Here is an 18,360-nt window from a genome sequence, read left to right on the forward strand (position 1 = left end):
TGGATTAATAACAATTTTTTCTAAAAATAGGTACATTCTTACAATTTCAAAATTAATTGTAACAAAACTGTACGTGACTCGTCGTAAAGTTGAGAAGGTATTATAAACCAACCAAAATTAAATGAAAGAACACACCTTCCTGAATATTATAAATCCTGTTAAGGATAAGATGTATCGCCTGGCATTAAGACTGCTTACTTCTAAAGAAGCAGCCGAAGATGCTACTCAGGAGGTAATTCTGAAACTTTGGAGTCGTAAGGAAAGGATCAAGCATTATGCCAATGTGGAGGCCTTTGCGATGACGGTGACCAAGAACTATTGTCTGGACCAGTTGAAATCCAAACAAAACAGTCACCTGAGAATAGTACATCAGAATTATCAGAATCACGGGCCCTCCCTTCAAACCGAAGTTGAGCTTAGTGATGAGATGGAATGGCTGCAAAAGATCGTGGAAACCCTGCCAGAGCAGCAGAAAATGGTCTTTCAGCTTAGAGATATTGAACAATATGATTATGAGGAAATTGCCGAGATCATGGAGATGAACCAGACAGCGATACGGGTTTCTCTGTCCAGGGCGAGAAAGGCAATACGTGAAAATTTAATAAAGAAACACAATTATGGAATCAGGTAAAATTGAAAAATTGCTGGAGCGCTATGACGAAGGTAAGACTTCACTGGCCGAGGAAAATATTCTCAGAGAATATTTTCTGAAAGAAGATGTACCAGAGCATCTAAAATCATATCAGCTTATGTTTATGTTTTCGGCGAAACAGAAAAAAGAAACCTTTGAAAATTTACCGGATGTTGGTGGTTCCAAAGGGAACAGGTATGCCTGGACCTCTATCGCAGCCATCCTGATCGTCGCATTAGGGATATTTTTCTTTAATGATTCATCCCGAGAGCTAAATGAAAATGATTTAGGAACAATTAGTGATGAAGAACTGGCGCTGGAAAAGACCAAAGAAACCCTGAATATGGTTTCACAGTTGATGAATGAAGGAACTGCAGACCTTGCATACCTTAAAGAATTTAATAAGACTACAAACAAAATCATACAAATAGATTAAAACCAGAAATCATGAATAGATTAGTAATTACCCTCCTGTTAGCCCTGGTGCCCATGCTTTCTAATTCTCAGACCTTTGAGAAATATGAGAATATGAAAGAAGTGGACGCTATGGTAATGACCAGTAAGATGTTTAAAATGCTGGCCAAAGTTGACTTAAGTGATAGTGATCCCGAAGCCAGGGAATATATGAAGCTTATAGAAAATCTTGATCGTATCCAGATCTATAAATCTTCAGATTCCAAAGTGAGATCACAAATGGCTGCCGATGTTAAATCCTACCTTCAAAAAGGATCTCTTGACGAGTTAATGCGGGTGAATGAGGATGGAAAGAATATCAAGTTTTACTCGGTTCCCGGGAAGAATGACAATTATGTGAAAGAACTGTTTATGTTCCTGGAAGGTGAGACCGATGGCGAGCCAATCTCGGTGATCTTAAGTATAACAGGTGAAATAGATCTTTCACAACTTTCAAAACTTACAGCCGACCTTAAAGTGCCCGGGGCTGAAGAATTAAAAAAAGCCAACAAAAAATCATAGACCATGAAAACATTTAAAATTCTATTCAGCCTTCTTTTTGTTGCGGTTCTTACATCCTGTAATGACGGAAAATCGCTTCAAAAATATTATGTAGATAATCAGGAAGATACAGATTTTCTTGCCCTGGATGTGCCTCCAAGTATGTTCGCCAACCTGGAATCTCTTGATGAAGAGCAAAGAACTACCATGCAGAGCATTAAAAAGATCAATGTACTCGCTCTAAGGGCAGATCAGCATCCAGAGAAATTTGAGGAAGAGAAAGCCAAACTGAGTGAAATTTTTCAGGACGAAAGATATCAGTTATTAATGAAGGTGGGAGGTACTGATGGCAAGGCCGAGATGTATTTTACCGGAGAAGAAGATGCGATTGATGAGTTGATTATATATGGTTATAAAGATGAGAAAGGTTTGGGACTAGCCAGAGTACTTGGGGAAGATATGAATCCTGAGAAGATCATGAAATTAATGAAATCTCTTAATGAAGAGGATATAAATGTGGAAGGAATAAAAGGACTTTCTGGGATTTTTGGAGGGGACCACACAGAAAATAAAGATTCTTTAAAAATGGAAATAAATATTGGAAAAGAATCTGATACTGTAGCAACAGAAAATGATTCTACTGTAGAGTAGCGGATTTAATTAGTTGAAATTAAAAAGCCCCTTTCCGGGGCTTTTTATTTAGATACCGGTGTAATTTTGAGGTGTTATCTTATGTAGCTCCTTTTTGATATCATCAGAAACATCAAGCTGGTCTATAAATTCAGAAATACTTTTCTCGGTAATCCTTTCATTTGTTCTGGTTAGACCCTTTAAAGCCTCATATGGATTCTTAAATCCTTCCCTTCTTAAAATAGTCTGAATAGCTTCTGCAGCAACAGCCCAGTTATTTTCAAGATCAGCATTTAGCTTTTCCTCATTTAGTAATAACTTGTTAAGTCCTTTGAGAGTTGAATTGAAAGCGATGATCGTATGTCCCACAGGAACGCCAATATTTCTCAATACAGTACTGTCGGTTAGATCACGCTGAAGTCGGCTAACGGGAAGTTTAGCTGAAAGATGTTCAAAGATAGCATTCGCTATTCCAAGATTCCCTTCACTGTTCTCAAAATCTATAGGATTCACTTTGTGTGGCATGGCCGAAGAACCTATTTCTCCCTTTTTGATCTTCTGTTTGAAATAATCCATAGAGATATAGGTCCATATATCCCTGTCCAGGTCTATAAAGATGTTATTAATACGTTTAAGGGCATCAAAAAGTGCTGCCATATGATCGTAATGCTCAATTTGAGTAGTAGGGAAGGAGTGATGTAATCCCAGCTTATTCTCCACGAAATTTTGCCCGAATTTCCTCCAGTCTGTTTCAGGATAAGCAACATTATGAGCATTGTAATTACCCGTAGCTCCACCAAATTTTGCTGCATGTGGAATTTCTTCCAGTAATTTGATCTGTTCCTTTATTCTTACAACAAATACATCTATCTCTTTGCCAAGCCGGGTAGGGGAAGCAGGCTGACCATGGGTTCTTGCTAAAAGCGGGATGTCTTTCCATTCTGAAGCAAGTTCTTCAAGTTTTGCCAGGATTTCATTTAATTCCGGAAGATAAACTTCTGCGATCGCATCCTTAAGACTCAGCGGAATTGCAGTGTTATTTATATCCTGTGATGTCAGCCCAAAATGGATGAATTCTTTCGAGGTTTCCATTCCAAGTTTTCCAAACTCTTCCTTTAGATAATATTCTACCGCTTTTACATCATGATTGGTGATCTTTTCGATCTCCTTTACTGCCTGAGCATCCAGCGAGGTGAAGTTTTCATATAGCCCCCTTAATCTTTTAAAATTTTCAGGATCTACATCCTTTAGTTGAGGCAGGTCTTGTTCATATAAAGCAATAAAATACTCTACTTCTACTTTTATTCTGTATTTGATAAGTGCTTCTTCACTAAAATAGGCCGAAAGATTCTTGGTTTTGGACCTGTAGCGTCCGTCTATTGGTGATACTGCAGATAAGGATGTCATTGTTTGCTTTTAAAAATTAAAAGCGTAAAGATACCGCTTCAAAATTTACTATAAAACTACTCTTTAAATTTCATTAAATCCTGAAGTTTCCTTTAGGAGATCAGGGCCTTCCATGTTTGGCCTTATAATCATTTATCTCGCCGATAAAAGCCTATCCACGATTTCCGGAACTCCTTCAACAGCTTTCTTTTCAATTATTTCAAGATTCCCACTTTCCCTTATGTTGGGCCTGGGGTCTATAAAATAAATCGGAGTGCCGGGAGCGACGAAATCAACAAGTCCTGCGGCGGGATATACCTGCATGGAAGTGCCAATTACCATAAGTATATCTGCAGTTTCTGAAATTTCAGCTGCCTTCTGAAACATTGGAACTGCCTCTCCAAACCATACTACATGGGGACGTAACTGGGAATTGTGTTCGCAAAAATCGCCTATGCAGATATCTTTTTTCCAGTCCATCACAAGATCTTCGTCAAAGGTACTACGGGCTTTTAGCAGTTCTCCATGTAGGTGAGTAACATTCTTACTTCCTGCTCTTTCATGAAGGTCGTCAATATTCTGCGTAATGATCTCTACATGAAATCTTTCTTCCAGTCTCACTAATGCCTTATGTGCAGCGTTAGGTTGAACTTTAAGTAATTGCCTTCTTCGCTTATTATAGAAGTCAAGTACCAGTTCTTTATTTTTCTCCCAGCCTAATGGCGATGCGACTTCCATTACATCATGTCCTTCCCAGAGACCATCAGCATCTCTAAAAGTTTTAATTCCGCTTTCCGCACTTATGCCGGCTCCGGTAAGCACTACTGCATTTTTCATATTAACTTTTTTTTAGGAGTATTTCTGTTTTTGTTAACGTCCGTTGAAGAGGGTTGCCCCGTATCTAAGGTATATGATATGAAAAGTTAAATACAGCTTTTCACAAAAAGTATTCTAATCACTAAAATAATTAAACTGATGAAAAACGTATTAAAAATTGCCTTTCTGGCACTGCCATTTTTATTTATGAGTTGTAGTAGCGATGATGACGCTATGGACCGCGAAAAGGAAGAATTTATGGGAGAGGTTATGACCTTTGATCTTTCCGCAAGAAGTAACTCTTCTGTTTCGGGAACTGCAACCTTCACGGAAAATGAAGATAACAGCACTACGCTGGAATTAAAACTTGATGGAACCACTTCTGGTATGCATCCCGCCCATATTCATTTTAATTCTGCCTCCGAAGGTGGAGATATTGCGGTAAGCCTTGAAGCCGTTGATGGCTCAACCGGAATGAGCACCACAACTTTTTCCACTTTAGATGATGGTACTGCTATCACTTATATGGAGGCTGTAAATTTTGACGGATACATCAATGTTCACTTAAGTGCTGATGATCTTGGCACCCTGGTTGCGCAGGGCGATATAGGAGTGAACGATCTTACCGGTGAATCAAAATCCTATACACTTTCTTCCCGAGATGTCGACGGCATCATGGGGAGTGTACTTTTTGAAGAAAGGGCAAATGGAGAAGCACAGGCAACATTAATGCTTGAGAATTCTCCTGAAGACGGAATGCACCCTGCACACATCCACATGAATACCGCAGCTGAAGGAGGAGATATAGCTTTCACTTTTAAATCTGTTAATGGTACTACCGGCATGAGTAGAACAAATGTATCTGCTTTGGATGACGGGACTATGTTTGGATATGAAGATATACTCGATTTTGACGGATATGTAAATGTGCATTTGAGTGCCGAAGATCTCGGAACTCTGGTTGCCCAGGGAGACATTGGTCAAAATGAGCTTACCGGAGAGTCAAAAACCTATGAGCTTGATTCAAAAGCTGTTGATGGGATTATGGGGACCGCTACCTTTGAAGAGAGAGTAAATGGTGAGGCTCTGGCAACTTTGATGCTTGAGAACACGCCTGAAGATGGAATGCATCCGGCACATATACATATGAATACCGCTGCCGAAGGTGGAGATGTAGCTTTCACTTTCAATTCTGTGATTGGAGCAACCGGAATGAGCAAAACCAATGTAGCCGCTTTGAATGATGGCACTACGTTCGGTTATGAGAATATCCTTGATTATGACGGATATATCAATGTTCATTTAAGTGCTGATGATCTTGGAACTCTGGTAGCTCAGGGTGATATAGGTCAGAATGAATTAACAGGCGAGGCTGTGACCTATCAATTGAACAGCGTTGCTGTAGATGCAATTATGGGTACCGCGATGTTCGAAGAAAGAGTGAACGGAGAGACCCTGGTAACACTTTCTCTTCAAAATACTCCTGTAGACGGAATTCATCCAGCACATATACATATGGGATCTGTTGCCGAAGCACCGGGAGATATAGCTATTACTCTGAATAGCGTAATGGGAGCTTCAGGAATGAGCTTTACAAACGTTTCTGCTTTCAATGCTGCCGAAGGTGAGGAAGCTGAAGCAATTACCTATGAAAACCTTACTATGTTTGATGGATATATCAATGTTCACTTAAGCGTTGAAAATCTTGCTACTCTTGTGGCTCAGGGAAATATAGGTGCTAATGCAGGCAGCTAAAATCCCTGATAAATTTATTATTAAGGAACCCGGTACTATGCCGGGTTTTTTTATTTTTACACTCGTTATGTTTGACCAAAGAATTCTAACCTACCTCCAGGATTATCTTACTCCCAGGCGAAAAGCCCTTTTCGAAAAGGTGCTTGAAGAGCGTACCAATCATATTACCCTTGTTGCCCAGGATGTCTATCAACTGCATAATACCAGTGCTGTAGTTAGAAGCTGTGATGTCTTTGGTATACAGAACATTCATGTGATCGAAGAGAAATTTCCCAGGAGGATAGATAAGGAGATCGCGATGGGAGCCCAGAAATGGGTGGATATTAACCGGTATAATTCTGCCCGTGAATGCATCAGTAACCTAAGAAATAAAGGCTACAGGATCGTGGCTACGAGCCCGCATGATGATTCACTTTTGCTGGATGATTTTGATATCTCTTCACGTTCTGCTATTTTCTTTGGAACCGAAAAGGAAGGCCTGTCTGATGAGGTCGTGGAGGAAGCCGATGCGACCATCAAGATCCCAATGGTTGGTTTTACTGAAAGTCTGAATATTTCCGTTTCAGCAGCTATCATCTTACATACCCTTACTCAAAAACTTAAAAATTCGGATGTGGAATGGCGTCTTACCGATGAAGAAAAAAACCTGATAAGAATGGACTGGACAAAAAAAACGATAAAAAATTCAGATCAAATAATTGAACGCTTCCTGAATCAGTAATTATTTGTAACTTTTTACCGCCCATATAGCCAACCAATGACACTGTTCTTTTATCTGATTATAGCTATTATCACCTTCTTTGCCTTCTTGCATGCATGGGCCAGGAAAGACTATGATATAAGCCGAACCGTGGTGATCAATAGGTCCAGGGAAGAGGTCTATAATTTTGTAAGGCAGTTAAAAAAACAAGCTTTATGGAATCCCTGGTTCTCCAGGGATCCTGATGCTATTATGAAATACAAAGGAGAAGATGGGAAACCTGGAGCGAGTTTCTACTGGAAAGGAAATAAAAAAGTAGGTGAGGGGATCCAGAGAATCGTAAAAGCAAGACAGGGCAGAATATTTGAAACAAAGATACTCTTCATAAAGCCCGTTAAGGTAAATGCGCTTACATATATTGGGGTTAAAGAACTGGAGCAGGAAAAAACAAAAATGGTATGGGGGGTAAGAGGACATCTCGCCTTTCCACTTACGATCATTAGCCTTTTTTATTCACCGGAAAAAGCTCTTGGAGAAAATTTTGAAAAAGGTCTGAAAGATTTAAAACGTATCCTTGAAGAATAATTGATTATTTCTTCTGAAGAACCTTATATTCTTCATAACAACTGCTAATAGCATCCAGGATCTGAAGATCGTTGGCCGTTTTCATAAAATCCTCGGAATAATTACAATTATTAAGAATTTCATCTATTTCAGCTCTGTTTACCTGAAGAAGGGCCATTAAGGTTTCCCGGTCAAATTTGTTTCTTAAAAGCTCTCTAATGTTCTCATCCTGTTTCATCTGCCGAAGTTTCTTCATCTGGCGTGGCCTGTTTCCGAATATATTATAGACGAGATCTGCAGGATTAGACAATGAACTTAAAGCCCTGGTAACTGCACTCGGGGAGGTGTCACCACCTTCATAGCCCGTATTAAGGCCTGAAATACTGTAACGCCTGTTATCGTAAATTGGAATGTTCTTGGCATCTATCTCAAGATACCCTGTAAGATTTACAGAGTTTACCGTTACCTCTTCCAGGGCAAAACCCAGTTCAGTCATTTTCACCTTTACATTTCCGTATTTCAACCAGTCGTTCGTCACTCGTACCCTTATCGACCTGAAGCCCAGATATGAAAAATACAGCGTGTCATTAACAGTAGCCTGAAGTTGAAATTCACCATTTTCATTTGTAACCGCTCCCTTTACCTGGTTGAGGTTTACAATATGAACGTTCTCTATGGGTTTATCGTTTGCGGCATTCATCACGGTTCCTGAAACCACATCCTGAGCAGAGAGGTAACCTGTGAAAAGAAGAAAAAATATTAAAAAGGTGTTTTTCATAACAACTGGGCCTAAAAATATAAAATCCTTATAAAAAACAATGCCAAACTTAGAGAATTAAGTCTGGCATTTTCTCATTTAATTAAGCTTTGGATCGTCTTCTCTTTAATGAGTTTTCAATATTCTTGTTTCGACTTCCTTTTCTTCCACCTTTTTTATCATTTCTGTCTGATGACCTCTTTCTTTTTCCGAAACTTCCATTCTTACTATCATCAAAGCTTCTGGAATTATTTTTTCTACCTCCGCCGCGTTCTCTGCGTCTTCCTTTCTTTTCAGACTTCTGGTCTTTGGTGATCTCTACATTTATGAACCTACCCTGGTGCTGGAACTCGGTGAAAGTACCTAACACAAGCTCTGCATGTTTTTCATCGGTATTGAAAAATGAAAAGCTTCCTTTAACGTCTACCTTGAAAACATCATCTCTTCCAAGATTAAGTACTTCTTTAAGGAAGTCTTTCAGGCTTTGCCAGTCAAAACTATCTTTTGAACCGACATTTATGAAATACCTCGTATTCCCTTCAGAAACTTCGGGTCTTCCACCTGCAGATTCTGAACTAAGATCGGGAGCTTTTTGATAATAATTAAAGAAGCGGGTAAATTCAACAGAGAAGAATTTCTTGATCAGTTCTTCTTTAGTGAATTCTTCCAGGGCCTCGTTGATGGTAGGTAAATAAGGATCGATATCATGGTTGATCTCGGTCTTCTTTATGTCATTGGCTAAATGGAAAAGCTGAATTTTACATATTTCTTTTCCATCAGGAATTTCTTTCTGTTCAAATTTTTGTTGTATGATCTTTTCAATAGTTCTGATCTTACGAACTTCACTTTTTGAAATGATCACCATTGACACTCCATTTTTTCCGGCCCTTCCTGTTCTACCGCTACGGTGAGTATAGGTCTCAATCTCATCTGGTAACTGATAGTTGATCACATGAGTAATGTCATCAACGTCAATCCCCCTTGCAGCAACATCGGTCGCAACCAACATCTGGATCTGGCGGGTCCTGAAACTTTTCATTACCAGGTCACGCTGATTCTGACTTAAGTCTCCGTGAAGCGCTGCCGCATTGTATCCATCTTCTATCAGTTTTTCAGCAACCTTCTGTGTGTCTCGCTTTGTACGGCAAAAGATAACCGAAAAGATATCAGGATTAGCGTCAGCAAGCCTTTTTAAGGCATCATATCTGTTACGGTGGTTAACAAGGTAATATTCGTGAGAAACATTCGCAGTTCCTGTGTTCTTGGAGCCAACTGTGATCTCAACCGGGTTGTTCATGAATTTTGAAGCGATCTTCGCAACTTCCTTAGGCATGGTCGCAGAGAATAACCAGGTTTTCTTTTCTTTTGGAGTATGGGAAAGGATGCTTTTAATATCTTCATAGAATCCCATATTCAGCATTTCATCAGCTTCATCAAGCACACAGTATCCTATAGAGGAAATGTTTGCCAGTTTTCTTCTGATCATATCCTGCATTCTACCCGGAGTAGCTACAATGATCTGAGCTCCTCTTTCAATAGATCTGGCTTGCTCTGTTATACTTGCTCCACCATAGACTGCAACCACATTTAAAGATCTTTTATACTTTGAGTAGTTCTTAAGCTCATTGGTGATCTGTAAACACAATTCACGGGTTGGTGAAAGTATTAAGGCCTGTGTTTTCTTTGAATTGGAATCAATCTTCTGAATAAGAGGAAAACCAAAAGCAGCGGTTTTTCCGGTTCCTGTTTGGGCCAGTGCTACCAGGTCTGTTTCCTGTGCTAATAAGATTGGTATTGATTTGTCCTGGACTTCACTTGGAGTTTCAAAGCCCATGTCGTTAATGGCCTGCAACACGTCTGTGTCCAGTCCAAGTTTTTGGAATGCGTTCATTCGTTTTATGTAAGTATTCGATTATGATATGTAAGTGTTACATAAGAAGCGAATCGACATACTTAAACCTAAACTTCCAGCAACACATCCTCACCCTGAGGAATTTTTCAAGCGGCAAATGTACGCTTTTATTTTAGATTGGAAACAATTTGTTCTTTAATCCTGAAAATCAGTACGAAATACTCTCGGAATTTGCTTTATCTCGAAAGGTATTCGATTAGTTCCCTGAAGGCCATGGCACGATGACTGATCTTCGATTTCTCGCTCAGATCCATTTCAGCGAAACTCTTATCGTAACCTTTCGGAAGAAAAACCGGGTCATATCCGAAGCCGTTGGTTCCTCTTTGTTCATGTAAAATGAAGCCTTCGCAAACCCCTGTAAAGAGATTTTCGTTGCCTTTGAGATTAAGGGCAATCACCGTTTTAAAGCGAGCAGTCCTGTCATTTCTTTTCTCCAATTCGTTCAGTAATTTCCGTACATTGGCTTTGTCATCTTTATCATCGCCGGCATACCTCGCCGAATATACCCCGGGTGCTCCGTTCAGAGAGTCTACTTCCAGCCCTGTATCATCGGCAAAGCAGTCATAACCATAATGGTTTCTAACATAGTCTGCTTTTATAATTGCATTCTCATCAATAGTATCGCCTGTCTCTTCAATGTCCTCCTTGCAGCCAATATCATCAAGCGACAGTAACTCAATATGCCCCGGTAGTAAGCTTTTTATCTCGATGAATTTATTTCGGTTATGCGTTGCGAATACTAATTTCATAGCTAAGTGTTAACGATGGTGATATGGTTCATTTTTTAAAATGGTAAAGGCCCTGTACAGCTGTTCTGTAAAGAATAATCTTACCATTTGGTGTGAAAAAGTCATTTTTGAAAGTGACACCTTGGAATCGGCTCTTTTATATACCTCTTCAGAAAAACCATAAGGTCCGCCAATAACAAAAATCAGTCTTTTAAGGCCTGTATTCATTCGTTTCTGAATATATTCTGAAAATGTCTCTGAGCTGAATTGCTTTCCGTTTTCATCTAGAAGAACCAGGAAATCTGAATTCTGAACACCGGAAAGTATCAGTTCGCCTTCCTTCGATTTTTGCTGACTCTCATCAAGGTTTTTCGTCTTTTTAAGATCAGGAATTATCTCAAGTTCAAATTTGATATAGTGCTGAAGCCTTTTAGAATAGATGTCTATTAATTCTTCAAGTTCCTTTTTATCTGTTTTTCCTATACAGACTAATTTTATGGTCATCCCGTGATTTTAGTACAGACTTTACTACATTTACAAAAATAAGCAGAGAAAATGATCTCACCGGAACAATTCGAAAAAGAAATTGAAATTATCATAAAAAATGCGATCAGGGAAGATGTTGGAGATGGAGATCACAGTTCCCTGGCATGCATTCCTCAAAGCGCTACCGGAAAAGCCAAATTGCTCGTAAAGGATCAGGGGATTCTTGCCGGTGTTGAATTTGCCATAAAAGTATTTGAATATGTGGATCCCGAGATGAAGCTGGACATCCTCCTAAAGGATGGAGAACCGGTGAAACGCGGTGATATTGCTTTTTATGTGGAAGGTTCTTCTCAAAGCATTCTGAAAGCCGAGAGACTTGTTTTGAATGCCATGCAGCGTATGAGTGCGATCGCTACCAAAACATCTGAATTTGTCGAGAAGCTGGAAGGAACCAAAACCAAAATTCTAGATACACGTAAAACAACGCCTGGAATCAGAGCTTTGGAAAAGTGGGCAGTCAAAATTGGTGGAGGAGAGAACCATCGTTTCGCGCTGTATGATATGGTAATGCTCAAAGATAATCATATAGATTTTGCAGGCGGTATCACTAAGGCAATTGAAAAAACCAAAGCCTATCTTAAAGATAAAGGTCTTGATCTAAAGATCATTGTCGAAGCCAGAGATATGGATGAAATAAGGGAGATTCTTAGGTCGGATGGTATTTACCGAATTCTGATTGATAATTTTAGTTTCGAAGATACCCGTAAGGCAGTAGAACTCATCAACGGCAAGTGCCTGACAGAATCCAGTGGAGGTATCACCCTTGAAACGGCGCGAAGTTATGCTGAATGTGGAGTGGATTTTATCTCGAGCGGAGCCCTGACCCATTCTGTACATAACCTGGACCTTAGCTTAAAAGCCGTTTAATATGGCCCCAAAAAAAGCGATTCAATCTAAACTCGATGAATTATCGGAATGGTGGAAGAGAGAGACCAAGAAGATAATCCTGCCTGGTTTAGAAGGTTTATCGCTTTATAATCTTTGGATAATTTACTGGGGAGGGATCATAAAAGGAACATTTTCTACCCGGGCAAGCTCTATCGCTTTTAGCTTTTTTATGGCGATTTTTCCCTTTCTGCTTTTTGTTCTGAACCTGATTCCATATATCACCTTTATAGATGATTTCCAGATAGAGTTCCTGTTATTTATGGAAACTCTTTTACCTCCTAATACTTCCGAATTCTTTGGGGATATATTCTACGATATAGCGAATACCCCAAGGGGAGGACTATTATCTGTCGCATTTATTTTGTCTATCTTTTTGATGACCAATGGGGTGAACGCGATCTTCACGGGCTTTGAATTCAGCTATCACACAAGAACCAACAGATCAATCCCAAGGCAATATGCCGTTGCGGTAGGTGTTTCACTTATATTGGCACTGTTGTTGCTCATATCAGTGATAGGAGCGGTTTATATAACTTACGCTATTGATGATCTTATTGAACTGGGAATGGTGAATGCGAATGGTTTTAGTGCTGATCTTATTAAATATATTGGATTTATAATACTGATCTATACTGCTGTTGCAATACTGTATTATTTTGGAACCAGGGAGGCCAGGCAGGCCAGGTTTTTTTCGGTAGGAGCATTGTTCACAACTATTCTCATATTAATAACCACCTTCTTGTTCAGTTTATATATCACGAATTTTTCAAGTTATAATGAACTATATGGTTCTATTGGAGCTCTTTTGATACTGATGTTTTATATATGGCTCAATTCCAACATGTTACTTCTGGGGTTTGAACTAAACCTCTCATTAATAAAATTGAAAAGGAAATTTAAATAACTTTAGCTGAACTTAAACCTTAAATAATGAAGAAAATAATTTTTATCATGATCGCCCTGATGGGGCTTAATTTTGCCACTGCCCAAACAGAAGTTGGCGGGGTATCCCTTCCTAATAAAGTGACTTTTCAGGGACAGAATCTACAGTTAAATGGTGCCGGTGTAAGAGAGAAACTATGGATAGACCTTTATGCAGGCGGGCTTTATCTTGCTCAAAAATCTTCAAATGCCCGTGAAATAATTTCGGAAGACCAACCTATGAGCATTAAACTGCATATTGTTTCCAAGCTTATCTCAAGTGATAAGATGATTGACGCTGTAAATGAAGGATTTGAGAATTCTACTTCCGGGAATACAAAGCCTTTAGAACCCAAGATCGAAAAATTCAGAAGCTTTTTTATGGAAGAGATTAAAAAGCATGATGTTTTCGACATAGTTTATATCCCATCCAAGGGAGTTGTTGCCTATAAGAATGATAAAGAATTAGGAACCATAGAAGGTATGGATTTCAAAAAGGCATTGTTTGGAATATGGCTTTCTAATAAGCCCGCCGATGACGACCTGAAAGAAGCAATGCTTGGCAAATAGATCTATGAAAAAGACCCTGCTACATCTTTTACTACTGGTATTTTTACCATTCGCTACCCATTCTCAAAGTGTTGTGGGAAAATGGAAGAATACCAATTCTGAAGGAAAGGTCAATTCTATTATTGAGATTTATAAAAAAGGTGATGAGGTGTATGGTAAGGTTGACCGTATCATTAAAGAAGAAGATCGTGACAGGCGCTGTACGAAGTGTGAAGGAGACCTCAAAGATGAGCCGATAGAAGGGATGGAACTCATGAAAGGTCTTAAAAAAGAAGGAGATGAATATGTAAATGGTACAATTGTGGATCCCAAATCTGGAAAGAAGTACCGCTGCAAGATCTGGCTGGATGATGATAATCCTGATATTTTAAAGGTAAGGGGATATCTGGCTTTTTTCTATAAAACAAAGACATGGCGTAGAGCCGAATAAATTAAAATAAGGAAAAGCTGTTTTTAAAGTTTTAGCTTTACTTTCAAATAACTAAAGATTCTTAATATTTTTGGGTTATTACTTTGAAAGTAAATTACTTTAGAAGCAGCTTTTTCTATCGCATAAACTAACCAGCTATAAATGTCCTATTTCGCCGACCTGATTTTACCGTTACCACTGGAAAAGCGTTTTACCTACAGCCTATCACCGGAGGAAGCCAGTTTCATACAACCGGGAATGCGGCTTGCGGTACAGTTTGGTAAGAACAGGATATATACAGGGATCGTTGCAGAAATACACCAGAATCCGCCAGAAGTGTATGAAGCCAAACCCATACACCAGATACTCGATGAGAAACCTTTGCTAACAAAGGAGCAACTTACTTTCTGGAAATGGATTGCCTCTTATTATTTGTGTGCGGAAGGTGATGTGATGAGAGCGGCCTTACCCGGCCCTTTTTTACTGGAGAGTGAAAGTATCGTAAAATTAAGAAAAGATGCTCAGCCTGATTCTGTGGAACTTAGCGATGATGAATATCTGGTAACAGAAGCTTTACAACGACAGTCATCCATGAAAATCCATGAGGTGGAGCAACTTCTTGACAGGAAAAAGGTTCTGCCGGTAATCAATAAACTGGTGATGAAAGACCTGGTAGACCTCGATCAGGAAATTTATGAGCAGTTCAAACCTAAGGAAGTGAGGTATGTGAGGCTGAATCCAGCTTATGAGGCCGAAAGTGAGATGCATCGGTTACTGGACGATCTTTCCCGTGCACCCAAGCAAAGGGAAATTCTTCTAAGCTATTTTTCCATAACCGCTAAATCAAAAAAGGCCTTAAAAACAAAAAAACTGATTAAGGAATCAGGGGCGAATAGTGGAACTCTTAAGAGCCTTATCGATAAGGGTATTTTTGAGGAATTCTACCAGGAGACAGATCGAATAAACTATCAGGGTGAGATTTCGAATCAAGAGATTATTCTCAATAAAATTCAGCAGCAGGCTTTTGATGAGATCCGTAAAAACTTCGAAGAGGACAAGGTTTGTCTTTTGCATGGTGTAACCTCTTCCGGAAAAACAGAGATCTATATCAAACTTATTGAAGAGGCTATAAATAGAGGTAAACAGGCTCTCTATCTTTTACCGGAAATAGCGCTCACCACTCAGCTTATAAAGCGTCTTCAGGATTATTTTGGAGAAAAAGTACTGGTATATCACAGTAAATATTCGGTGAATGAAAGAGTGGAGATCTATAAACATGTGCTGAACAATTCAGAAAAAGGCAGGATAATACTAGGAGCAAGATCCTGTATATTCCTTCCTTTTCAGGATCTTGGTTTGATAGTGGTTGATGAAGAACATGAGTCTACCTTTAAACAATTCGATCCTGCGCCGCGATATCATGCCCGTGATTCGGCGGTAGTACTGGCAAATCTGTTTAAGGCCAGTATAGTTCTTGGATCGGCTACCCCTTCTACTGAGTCTTATTTCAATGCAGAACATAATAAATATGCATTGGTGGAACTCACCCGGCGGTATGGAAATGTTCTAATGCCTGAAGTGGAGATAGTAGATATTAAAACAGCTCACCGTAAGAAAAAAATGACCGGACATTTTTCCGAAAGGTTACTGGATGAAATAAAGGAAAGCCTTAAAGAAGAGGAGCAGGTGATCCTCTTTCAGAACAGAAGGGGTTTTTCTCCAATTATGGAATGTAATACCTGCGGGCATTCGCCTCAGTGCCCTAACTGCGACGTAAGTCTCACCTTTCACAGTCACAACAACCAGTTACGTTGCCATTATTGCGGTTATCATATCGCAATGCAGCAACAATGTATGGCCTGTGGGAGTAATGAGATCACTACAAAGGGTTTCGGAACAGAGCAGGTAGAGACCGAATTAAAGGCTCTGTTTCCCGAGCATAATATTGCAAGAATGGACCAGGATACCACCCGGGGGAAATATGCCTATGAGAAAATAATCACCGCCTTTGAAGCTCACGAAACCGATATACTCATAGGAACACAGATGCTTACAAAGGGTCTTGATTTTAGAAAAGTTAGTCTTGTAGGTATTATGAATGCAGATAATCTTCTGAACTTTCCAGATTTCAGGGCACATGAAAGAAGTTTCCAGCTCATGCAACAGGTAGCCGGCCGTGCCGGAAGGACTAAAAAAAGAGGGAAAGTTCTCATACAAACCTATAATCCACATCACCAGATTATTCAGCAGGTCTCTACCGGGGCTTATACCGAAATGTATAAGGAGCAGCTGGAAGACAGGTATCAGTACCAGTATCCTCCGTATTATCGCTTAATACGGTTAACCCTAAAATGCCGGGATTATTCAAAGACGAATGAGGCGGCTGACTGGCTAGCCAGAGCTTTGGAAAATGTTTTTGACCGCTATGTGTTGGGGCCAGAATTTCCTCCGGTGGCCAGAATAAGAAATGAATATTATAAGAATATTCTTGTGAAAATTCCACAAAAACAATCATTGGGCAAAACCAAGAAAGTGGTTCAGAGGATATTAACAAGTTTTAGAGCGATAGGTGCTTTCAGGTCGGTTAGAGTAATAGTTAACGTAGATCCACAATAAAAAAGCCATTCAGTTGAATGGCTTTAGAAAATATTTAAGGGTGTTAGTTCTATTCCTGACTTGCGCTTAAAGCTTCAACAAGATCATTCTTCTTGTGACGGCTTAGCGGAAGTTTTTCCTTGTCTATTTCTATGTTCTTACTATTGTAGCGCTCTATCTTATCGAGGTTTACAATATAAGATTTATGGGTTCTTAAAAAACGGTCGCTTGGCAGCTGCTTTTCAAAAGACTTCATGGTGGCCAGTACAACGAAATTGTCCTTTTCGGTCACAAATTTCACATAGTCTCCAAGCGCCTGAATATACTTCAGCTTACTAAGAAAAACCTTTCTGTTCTTAAGGTTGCTCTTTACAAATATGAAATCATCATCTTCCGGAACCGGAGTCTGGTGTTTCAGTTTATAAAGATTTACAGCTTTATTTACAGCGTTGTTGAAACGCTCTTTAGTAACCGGTTTATGAATGTAATCAACCGCGTCATAATCAAATGCTTTAAAGGCATATTTTGTTTTACCGGTTACGAATATAATTTGCGGTTTGTTTGGAAGGTTGTCTAAAAGTTCGAAACCAGAAAGAATTGGCATTTCAATATCAAGAAAGATAAGGTCTGTTTCTGTATCAAGAAGCCCGTTCTTGGTCTCAATAGCGTTATTATATTCTGCTACCAGCTTTAGATTAGGATGATCCTTGATCAATTTTACGATAGACAGCCGTTGAAGGCTGGAATCATCTACGACAGCACATTTGAGTAAAACTTCTTCCACGGTTTATAAGTTAGGCATTAACAATATTACTCATTAAATATAAGAAATACAAGGTAAAATATTTTTTCACCGACAAAAATAGTGTTTTATCCTTCTTAATAGGCTTTGAAATATCAATTAATAATTCTATTTTTGCACCCGATTTAATTTAAAGTAAATTTTTATGAACAATTATGAAACTGTTTTCATCTTGAATCCCGTTTTATCTGATGAGCAGATAAAGGAAACAGTTAAGAAATACGAAGATTTTCTTGTTTCGAAAGGGGCCGAGATGGTAGCTAAAGAAGATTGGGGGCTTAGAAAGCTTGCTTATCCAATCCAGCACAAAAAAAGTGGGTTCTACCACTTATTCGAATTTAAGGCTCCTGGTGAAGTTATTGAGCCTTTGGAACTTGAGTTTAGAAGAGACGAGCGCATGATGCGTTATCTTACTGTGAAGTTAGATAAGCACGCGATCGCCTGGGCTGAAAAAAGAAGAAAACGTAACAAGGAAAAAGCGTAATCATGGCAACATCTATTGAACAACAGGCAAAAGGAAAAAAAGACGGAGAGATTAGATATCTAACTCCGCTTAATATAGAAACCACTACAAAGAAGAAGTACTGTAGGTTTAAGAGATCTGGTATCAAGTATGTAGATTACAAAGATCCTGATTTCTTAATGGGCTTTGTGAACGAACAGGGAAAATTATTACCCCGTCGTTTAACAGGTACTTCCTTGAAGTTCCAGAGAAAAGTGGCTACAGCCGTTAAGCGTGCTCGTCACTTAGCATTAATGCCTTATGTAGGTGATTTATTAAAATAAAAAGAGGCAG

The 18,360-nt window shown here is 39.2% G+C and carries 21 protein-coding genes; 14 read left to right on the plus strand and 7 right to left on the minus strand.

Annotated features, from left to right (window positions below; all coding sequences use genetic code 11):
- Nucleotides 1–121 precede the first annotated feature (121 nt).
- The 4 genes from NE848_RS15505 to NE848_RS15520 are packed head-to-tail and all read left to right on the plus strand — an operon-like array spanning nt 122 to nt 2,236.
- On the plus strand, nt 122–631 hold the full coding sequence (locus NE848_RS15505) for an RNA polymerase sigma factor (protein WP_252115357.1): 510 nt from the start codon (nt 122–124) through the stop codon (nt 629–631).
- Nucleotides 618–1,067 carry a DMT family transporter gene (locus tag NE848_RS15510; protein ID WP_252115359.1) on the plus strand — a complete coding sequence of 150 codons (450 nt, stop codon included), beginning with the start codon at nt 618–620 and terminating at the stop codon, nt 1,065–1,067. The genes NE848_RS15505 and NE848_RS15510 overlap by 14 nt, the downstream gene beginning before the upstream one ends.
- Before the next feature lie 11 nt (nt 1,068–1,078).
- Nucleotides 1,079–1,606, plus strand: a complete 528-nt coding sequence (locus NE848_RS15515; RefSeq protein ID WP_252115361.1) for a DUF4252 domain-containing protein — start codon at nt 1,079–1,081, stop codon at nt 1,604–1,606.
- Between the two features lie 3 nt (nt 1,607–1,609).
- Nucleotides 1,610–2,236 (plus strand): DUF4252 domain-containing protein, encoded by a 627-nt coding sequence (locus NE848_RS15520; protein WP_252115363.1) that lies wholly within the window; start codon nt 1,610–1,612, stop codon nt 2,234–2,236.
- A gap of 48 nt (nt 2,237–2,284) precedes the next feature.
- Here the strand turns inward: NE848_RS15520 and purB are convergent, their stop codons facing one another.
- Together purB and NE848_RS15530 are read right to left on the minus strand one after the other, a co-directional pair.
- Complete coding sequence (purB, locus tag NE848_RS15525) at nt 2,285–3,622, minus strand: adenylosuccinate lyase (RefSeq protein ID WP_252115365.1); 1,338 nt, start codon at nt 3,620–3,622, stop codon at nt 2,285–2,287.
- A 132-nt stretch (nt 3,623–3,754) separates the two neighbouring features.
- Nucleotides 3,755–4,438: an SIR2 family NAD-dependent protein deacylase gene (locus NE848_RS15530; protein ID WP_252115367.1), complete on the minus strand. Its 684-nt coding sequence runs from the start codon at nt 4,436–4,438 to the stop codon at nt 3,755–3,757.
- A 138-nt stretch (nt 4,439–4,576) separates the two neighbouring features.
- Between NE848_RS15530 and NE848_RS15535 the strand changes: the two genes are divergently transcribed.
- From NE848_RS15535 to NE848_RS15545, 3 genes are all read left to right on the plus strand, one after another.
- Nucleotides 4,577–6,172, plus strand: coding sequence for a CHRD domain-containing protein (locus NE848_RS15535; protein WP_252115369.1), 1,596 nt, complete (start codon nt 4,577–4,579; stop codon nt 6,170–6,172).
- 67 nt (nt 6,173–6,239) lie between these two features.
- Nucleotides 6,240–6,893 carry a TrmH family RNA methyltransferase gene (locus NE848_RS15540; RefSeq protein WP_252115511.1) on the plus strand — a complete coding sequence of 218 codons (654 nt, stop codon included), beginning with the start codon at nt 6,240–6,242 and terminating at the stop codon, nt 6,891–6,893.
- Nucleotides 6,894–6,929: 36 nt separating this feature from the next.
- Entirely contained in the window at nt 6,930–7,457 is a 528-nt protein-coding gene (locus tag NE848_RS15545; RefSeq protein WP_252115371.1) for an SRPBCC family protein, read from the plus strand.
- Between the two features lie 4 nt (nt 7,458–7,461).
- Here NE848_RS15545 and NE848_RS15550 read toward each other — a convergent pair whose 3' ends face one another.
- From NE848_RS15550 to rlmH, 4 genes are all read right to left on the minus strand, one after another.
- Nucleotides 7,462–8,214: a carboxypeptidase-like regulatory domain-containing protein gene (locus tag NE848_RS15550; protein WP_252115373.1), complete on the minus strand. Its 753-nt coding sequence runs from the start codon at nt 8,212–8,214 to the stop codon at nt 7,462–7,464.
- Between the two features lie 82 nt (nt 8,215–8,296).
- On the minus strand, nt 8,297–10,084 hold the full coding sequence (locus NE848_RS15555) for a DEAD/DEAH box helicase (protein ID WP_252115375.1): 1,788 nt from the start codon (nt 10,082–10,084) through the stop codon (nt 8,297–8,299).
- 197 nt (nt 10,085–10,281) lie between these two features.
- Nucleotides 10,282–10,854 carry a non-canonical purine NTP diphosphatase gene (locus NE848_RS15560; protein WP_252115377.1) on the minus strand — a complete coding sequence of 191 codons (573 nt, stop codon included), beginning with the start codon at nt 10,852–10,854 and terminating at the stop codon, nt 10,282–10,284.
- Between the two features lie 9 nt (nt 10,855–10,863).
- Nucleotides 10,864–11,337 (minus strand): 23S rRNA (pseudouridine(1915)-N(3))-methyltransferase RlmH, encoded by a 474-nt coding sequence (rlmH, locus tag NE848_RS15565; protein WP_252115379.1) that lies wholly within the window; start codon nt 11,335–11,337, stop codon nt 10,864–10,866.
- Nucleotides 11,338–11,388: 51 nt separating this feature from the next.
- Here rlmH and nadC point away from each other — a divergent pair, with 51 nt between their 5' ends.
- The 5 genes from nadC (at nt 11,389) to priA (ending at nt 16,783) form a co-directional block, all read left to right on the plus strand.
- Nucleotides 11,389–12,246, plus strand: a complete 858-nt coding sequence (nadC, locus tag NE848_RS15570) for a carboxylating nicotinate-nucleotide diphosphorylase (RefSeq protein WP_252115381.1) — start codon at nt 11,389–11,391, stop codon at nt 12,244–12,246.
- 1 nt (nt 12,247) lies between these two features.
- Nucleotides 12,248–13,171, plus strand: coding sequence for a YihY/virulence factor BrkB family protein (locus NE848_RS15575; protein WP_252115383.1), 924 nt, complete (start codon nt 12,248–12,250; stop codon nt 13,169–13,171).
- A 26-nt stretch (nt 13,172–13,197) separates the two neighbouring features.
- On the plus strand, nt 13,198–13,758 hold the full coding sequence (locus NE848_RS15580) for a chalcone isomerase family protein (protein ID WP_252115385.1): 561 nt from the start codon (nt 13,198–13,200) through the stop codon (nt 13,756–13,758).
- 4 nt (nt 13,759–13,762) lie between these two features.
- Nucleotides 13,763–14,188: a DUF2147 domain-containing protein gene (locus tag NE848_RS15585; RefSeq protein ID WP_252115387.1), complete on the plus strand. Its 426-nt coding sequence runs from the start codon at nt 13,763–13,765 to the stop codon at nt 14,186–14,188.
- 141 nt (nt 14,189–14,329) lie between these two features.
- Nucleotides 14,330–16,783 carry a replication restart helicase PriA gene (priA, locus tag NE848_RS15590; protein ID WP_252115389.1) on the plus strand — a complete coding sequence of 818 codons (2,454 nt, stop codon included), beginning with the start codon at nt 14,330–14,332 and terminating at the stop codon, nt 16,781–16,783.
- A gap of 49 nt (nt 16,784–16,832) precedes the next feature.
- Here the strand turns inward: priA and NE848_RS15595 are convergent, their stop codons facing one another.
- The gene (locus tag NE848_RS15595) at nt 16,833–17,546 is read right to left on the minus strand and encodes a LytR/AlgR family response regulator transcription factor (RefSeq protein ID WP_252115391.1); all 714 of its coding nucleotides are present in this window, start codon (nt 17,544–17,546) and stop codon (nt 16,833–16,835) included.
- 163 nt (nt 17,547–17,709) lie between these two features.
- Between NE848_RS15595 and rpsF the strand changes: the two genes are divergently transcribed.
- On the plus strand, nt 17,710–18,048 hold the full coding sequence (gene rpsF, locus NE848_RS15600) for a 30S ribosomal protein S6 (RefSeq protein ID WP_252115393.1): 339 nt from the start codon (nt 17,710–17,712) through the stop codon (nt 18,046–18,048).
- 2 nt (nt 18,049–18,050) lie between these two features.
- A complete protein-coding gene (gene rpsR / locus NE848_RS15605; RefSeq protein WP_156284614.1) occupies nt 18,051–18,350 on the plus strand; it encodes a 30S ribosomal protein S18 in 300 nt (99 codons plus the stop codon).
- Nucleotides 18,351–18,360: the final 10 nt, after the last annotated feature.

This window comes from Gramella jeungdoensis, assembly GCF_023805255.1.
Classification (GTDB): Bacteria; Bacteroidota; Bacteroidia; order Flavobacteriales; family Flavobacteriaceae; genus Christiangramia; species Christiangramia jeungdoensis.